2 protein-coding genes are annotated in these 2,142 nt (G+C 64.7%); both read right to left on the bottom strand.

Annotated features, from left to right (window positions below):
- Positions 1 to 110 precede the first annotated feature (110 nt).
- Complete coding sequence (locus N802_RS19070) at positions 111 to 1,022, bottom strand: nucleotidyl transferase AbiEii/AbiGii toxin family protein (protein WP_084072364.1); 912 nt, start codon at positions 1,020 to 1,022, stop codon at positions 111 to 113.
- Positions 1,015 to 2,004, bottom strand: coding sequence for a type IV toxin-antitoxin system AbiEi family antitoxin domain-containing protein (locus N802_RS19790; protein WP_156971533.1), 990 nt, complete (start codon positions 2,002 to 2,004; stop codon positions 1,015 to 1,017). The genes N802_RS19070 and N802_RS19790 overlap by 8 nt, the downstream gene beginning before the upstream one ends.
- Positions 2,005 to 2,142: the final 138 nt, after the last annotated feature.

The following is a 2,142-nucleotide window of genomic DNA, read 5'->3' as shown; positions in this document are numbered from 1 at the left end:
CGAAAGCGATCAAGGCGGCGTTCGAAGCGGCGCGACTCACTCCTCCGGTCTCGTTCGCCGTCACCGCATCGGGCGCCGCGGCACGCGACTGACTCGGCCAGAAGCTGTTTTCACTGCCACGTCAAGGCGCGATGACTCCACGTCCTGTTGTCTGCCAAGCCCGTCAAGGACGGGTCGATGAAGCGGGAGACCAGATCGCGGGCGAGCGCGACAGTGGCAAAGGCATGGCAATGCGGGACTGTCTTGCTGAGCTTGGCGTATCCGGAGCCCCACATCGACGGAACGGTGAACGTGTCGATTGGCTCCATCCGACGACGCCTTGCCTCGGTGACAATCGCGCGGCGAAGGGCACGGCCGTCGATGTCCTGTGTCGTCGCGAACACCACGAGGTCGACAAGATCCTTTTCGCGGCTTGACGGGCTGCCGTTGTACGACGCGACGGTCGCACAGACCTTGTCTGCGATCTGATCGACCACCGGAAAGAGCCGATACGGATGACTCACGAGCTTGGGCAGGTCGAGCGCGTTCGCGGGTGCTGTTGTGATGATCTGGCCTGTGACACCCGCCCCGACCGCGAGGTCAATCTGCAGCGAGCCCCTCGCGCTGAGACCGACATGGACGTTGAACCTGACGCGATAGCCCTCGGAGTAAGGCTGCGTGTCGGCGCCGATGGAGTCGGAGTGGTGCGCGTACTCGAAGGTGAAGTGGTCGTGGAGGTCGATCGCGGCCAGGCGCGTCAGGTCGGTGAGAGCCGGGCCGAGTGCGTCCCCGGCCCGGCACAGATCAATGTCCCGGGTGGAACGTGCAGACGGAACCCGCGCGAGGATGCCCGTGCCACCCTTGAGGACCCAGCCGGAACCCTCCCCCTCGGAGAACACTCGGCTGAGGAAGCGGTTGAAGTACTCAAGGTGGATCCGCTTGCCAGCATCAAGCGTTGGATCAGCGGCTGCCGCTCGCTTCGCGGCATCTTTGATCGCTGCCTCGACTCCCGCGGCGCTGACATACACACCGGGCTCAGTCATGGGCGACGGCTCCGGTCATGGCAGGCTCAGGAGGTGTGCTGGCTCGCAGCGAAGTGGCCCATGCCCGACTGATCTCCTTCATGGCATGACCGTTGAGTACCTTTGCTGAGACACGGCGGGAGAGCTCCTCGATGTCAATCGTGTCGGAGAGCTCGGGATTCGCGTCACGGAGCGTGACGGCGACGGCGTCTTGAAGTGACCGGATCACCTGTTGCATTTCAGGGGTCACGGCCAGGCGTTCCAGTTCGGCGCCGCCGAGACCATCGACATAGTGCGCTGCAACGCTGGCACCGAGACGTGCGTCGGCTGCGAGTCGGCGTGCGACCGACTCCGTGTTGACGCCCGCAATCACCATCATGCGCTGGAGCAGCGCTGCTCCGGCACCCTTGGGGAACCCGTTGCGCTCGGCGAGCGGGGCAAGGAGCTGGCGCAGCCGGTCGAATGCGAGGTCCCGTTTGCCCGAGGCGTCACGGAGGGCATCTGCCACGAGGCTGAGATCGCCGACGCTCTCCACAAGGTCAGCGAGTGTGCGCTCCATGGTCATCACGGGAAGTCCCTCCACCAGGGTGATGTCCTGCTCGTCCAGGACTCGCTGCCGGAAGTGGATCTCAGGGCGCTGAGTCTGGCGACGAGCCGGTGAGACGAACTCGTGACGATCGGCCCACAGGTCACCGATGTCGTGAAGCCGTGCAGCAGACGACCCGGCCACGACCACTCCATGGACTCGATCCTTGATTCGCACCTCGCCCAGGGCAATGGGATCCGTGCTCAGCCAGGCCGCGCGCAGGTCATCGTTGTCGTCGCCGGACGCACCTGCAGCCATGTACACGCCATGGGCCAGACGCTTCAGGTGCCCGGCATTGGTGAGCCGCGCGAGGTGAAGACGCGTCACGCCGTTCAGCGCGCACTGGGCTGTCGTCGCCATCCCCCACTGATGGGCGGACAGCTCCGCAAACTTGAGCAGCGCCTCCATCGACCTCATGCTTGGAATGTATCTCTTGGTGAGATACTTTTCAAGCAGAGAACAGTGCAGACCCGGCGCAGCACGCGATCGTCGTGACGGTGAGCTCCGGGTGGCGACGTTGGGGTCGTCCGCGGACTTGACGTCGTCATCGACGGC

The organism is Knoellia sinensis KCTC 19936 (genome assembly GCF_000768705.1).
Classification (GTDB): Bacteria; Actinomycetota; Actinomycetes; order Actinomycetales; family Dermatophilaceae; genus Knoellia; species Knoellia sinensis.
This window is presented reverse-complemented; position numbering and strand designations above follow the sequence as displayed.